Annotated in this window: 3 protein-coding genes and 1 pseudogene; all 4 read left to right on the top strand. The window is 38.4% G+C overall.

The window, feature by feature from the left end:
* On the top strand, positions 1–1,123 hold a 1,123-nt coding region (locus D9597_RS23035; protein WP_205712916.1), incomplete at its 5' end, for a glucosaminidase domain-containing protein.
* 2 nt (positions 1,124–1,125) lie between these two features.
* Entirely contained in the window at positions 1,126–1,920 is a 795-nt protein-coding gene (locus D9597_RS23030; RefSeq protein ID WP_130224934.1) for a hypothetical protein, read from the top strand.
* A gap of 294 nt (positions 1,921–2,214) precedes the next feature.
* On the top strand, positions 2,215–3,351 hold the full coding sequence (locus D9597_RS23025) for a hypothetical protein (RefSeq protein WP_130224932.1): 1,137 nt from the start codon (positions 2,215–2,217) through the stop codon (positions 3,349–3,351).
* Between the two features lies 1 nt (position 3,352).
* Positions 3,353–3,517: pseudogene (locus D9597_RS23020) on the top strand (PAAR domain-containing protein); the annotation flags it as partial.
* Between the last annotated feature and the right edge of the window lie 62 nt (positions 3,518–3,579).

The raw sequence follows: 3,579 nt of genomic DNA, 5'->3' as shown, positions 1-3,579 counted from the left end.
CGAGGCTGCGACCGGTGATACCCGGACCAGCCATGCCCTGGTTAAACATAATTATCAGCGCCTGCTGGATAAAATTGATAGTGGAAGCGATCGTTACTCTCCGATGGAATACTGGAGAGCACTTCATAATCCCGATTATCGTGACATCATCCAGAAAACAATCGTAAAACATCCCAGTGACTGGTACTTCAAAAAAGGTGATGCTATCTGGCAACCTTTCCTCAACGCGCTGAAGAAAGACGCTCCGGAATGGAAGAAATATAGTGAGGATTTCCTGGATAAGATGGCCTGGATGCAGGATGTGTCCACTGAGAAATTAGGGCCTTCGTTGTGGCATATGCACCCAATAATGTTTTTGGGGATGATGAAGCTCAATAGCAAAATTAAATACATATATACTGATTATAAACTTACACTACATGAAATGTTGAAGAAGCAACTGACAGTGTTAAATATGCATGGAAATGACCCAATATCACCCGCGTCAAGAGAGCGTGTTGTGGGGGAATATATCAACCCACAAAAATATGAAGATAAAGAGGGGGAGAGTATATTTCAGTTCTTGGTGATCAAAGGCTACATGGGAGTTCCAGAGGAACAATTAAAGGCTTTTTTAAGTGGTAAAGGAACACTATCTGGCCAAGAGAAGACATTTATCGAAGCGGCTAAGAAATACGATATAAATGAATGTTATCTCGCTGCTCACGCGGTAGTTGAAACAGGAAACGGTAGCCCAAGAGGAATGGGAGGTGGACGAACGTTCAATTATAAAAATCAAGGCGAGAGGAAAGTATACAATATGTACGGGATTGGGGCCGTTGACAACAATGCCACATTGGGCGGACTCGGCACTGCTTACTATAAAGGATGGTTTACCCCTGAACTTGCCATTGATAGTGGTGCTCAATATATATCTGCAAATTTTGTTAACAGTGCAAAACATAAATTCCAAAACACTCTTTACAAGATGAAATGGAATCCTGAAGCCCCAGCAAGTCATGAATACGCATCTTCTGTCAACTGGGCAAATGAAATATCTAAAAACATCCGAAAAATTTGTGGTCATGACCTTTCAGTAATATCTTCTGATATAGTGTTTGATATCCCTAGATACAAGGAGTGATTGTGAAAACCTGCCTATCATTTTTGATTTTAACATGTTCAATGATCACCGGCGCACACGGAGTTTGCCTTGACAATATAGCATCTAAAAACATCTTAACAAATTCACCTCCAAAAGAAATGATTGTAAACACACAGAATCGTTTGTATTTCTATTCGGCTCCAGAAGAAGACTGCAAAATTAAAGATTTGTTTGTTGTGAATAGTGATCACTTGCTTACATATCATGAAAGTCAAAGCTTCACATATGTAAGCTACTTAAGTGACAAAAATAAAATAACAAGCGGGTGGATTCATTCAAATGGCGTGAGTACAGTAGCAACTAAAAATAACATAAAAGACGTTATAAGTATAAATGATTTTCTAGTAACCTATAAAATAAACTCTCCAATTTTATTAGGTTCCTCATCTAAACAATTTAATAGCTGGGCACAGAAAAACAACCTAGAATTGTCTGATCCATCATTGGCTGGAATTGATGAAAACAACTGGACAGTATCATTCGATGGAGGATATGTCGGACTTAACGAAGTTGATAAGTCCATAGAAGGTAGGATCGATAATGACAGCGAGACCTATTTAGCTATCTTTAACATATCTGGTGCGGGGTTCGAAACATATCGTGGCATCTCAATTGGTAGCAGTTGGAATGATATGTTAGATAAATATGGCAAAGGCAAGGCAATTGTTGACGGACAATCATGTTTGACTTACCCTTACTTTTGGATGAAACTAACTTTTTGCAAAAAAGACGATTCAGTTAGCATGATAGAAATGTCTGATGTCCCACCTAAATAATGATTCTGAAAAATAAGTCTGTATTTGGATGGTTTTGTGATGACTATCTTTATTTCGACAATGAACTGATTTTTGATGTTCCAGTTCATAAATGAAGACGATTGCAGATTTTATCAATACTTTGATTTGAAGCTAAGCTTCTGCCTTGACTCATCGAGTATTGTGCAGTCTATTTCGTTTGAAAACTACCCGACAAAACCATAGCAGTTATTGCTGATTCAGCATACATATATACGGATGATACATACTGGCTCAAGGTAGAGCCCATACTTGAAAGCGATAAAAGGACTTTCAATGAAGGAATCCCTAATTCTGAAGTGTATTTTCATAATCTCAATTTATTTATACTCAAGTATTGCATTTGCGAACGACGATTGTGAAAATTATGGAAGAAAATCTGAAATATCGCAAACTTACATTAATCCGGATAACAATTCATTTGAAGTGGCTTCCACAAAGCGGCTTTATTTCTTTAGTTCCCCGAATAAGGCTTGCAAGATAAATGATCTTTTCCTGGTGCCAGGAGACATTATAACCGGGCATACAGAATACAACGGCTATGTTTCTGCTTCTTATGCAAAAAATGAGTCATGGTCAGTCACCGGATGGCTTGACAAATCACAACTAAAACATCTCGACATAAAAAACAATCACCCTATAAAAAGTCATTGTGAATTAGTTTCTTATTTAGCTGCGACACAGGCTTTTAGCGGAGGGTTCAAGATACCAAGCAATGCATTCTCAACAGCGGCTAAGACAAAGGTTATGCTCTATAATGCACCTGACCGAATCTGCCCAAAAGAAAACATCTTTATTATTAAATGTGACAATGTATATGCACTCAAAAAATATGCAGATTTCATTTTGGTGCAGTATGTGACAACGTCGGGAAAAGATGTTTTCGGCTGGATTCCCCAATCAGAACTAAAAGAATTCAGTCCAACCATCACACTTCATAATAACACTCAAATTAATATCATTGACTTTATCGTCATAAAAAATAAGAAATGGATCGGGATTGGTTCTTTCTATGGCAATAAACTTTCTGGCATAGATGAAGACGAAACAGGTTCTTCTTATATAGGAGATTTTCCTAATGCTGTCGGTGGGTTATATAAATACACAATGCATATTTATAAAGATCTAAGTTTAGTTTCCTCAAATACTAATTATGATAAAAGACAATATACAATTGATGATAGCTATATAATCTCGGCAATTAACTTAGAAACCCCAGCGTATTCTACGTTACGCGGAATAAAAGTTGGCGACCCTGCTGATAACGTGTTTAAAGCCTATCCTGCGAATCAGGCACAAATAACGCCTGAAAAAATCAGTTACACGCTCGGTGATTTGTATCTGGATTTCACACTAAAAGCTAACAAAGTATCATCAATTAACATGGGGATACCTATCCCTGGAGAGGAATAAAATGCTTCAGATAATCAGAAAAGGCGATAAAACAACCCACGGAGGTTCAGTACTGACAGCCTCAGAAACGATGAAATTCGGTGGTATTGGTGTTGCCCGAAAAGGCGACAAAGTGTCATGCCCGGTTCTGGGACATGGCCTTACAATCATCGTAGAAGGCAATCCCCGGAAACGCTGACGCTTAACGGTGGCGGGTCTTACCTGAGGCTGAGTAAGAACGGGATTGAG

Origin of the sequence: Escherichia sp. E13S3 (genome assembly GCF_004212325.1) — a bacterium.
GTDB lineage: Bacteria > Pseudomonadota > Gammaproteobacteria > Enterobacterales > Enterobacteriaceae > Escherichia.
The sequence above is the reverse complement of the archived record's forward strand: the minus strand, read 5'-3'. Positions and strand labels throughout refer to the sequence as shown.

Excerpts from the sequence above, each read along its gene's own strand:
- D9597_RS23025 (WP_130224932.1), top strand. The coding sequence starts at position 2,215 with ATGAAGGAATCCCTAATTCTGAAGTGTATTTTCATAATCTCAATTTAT.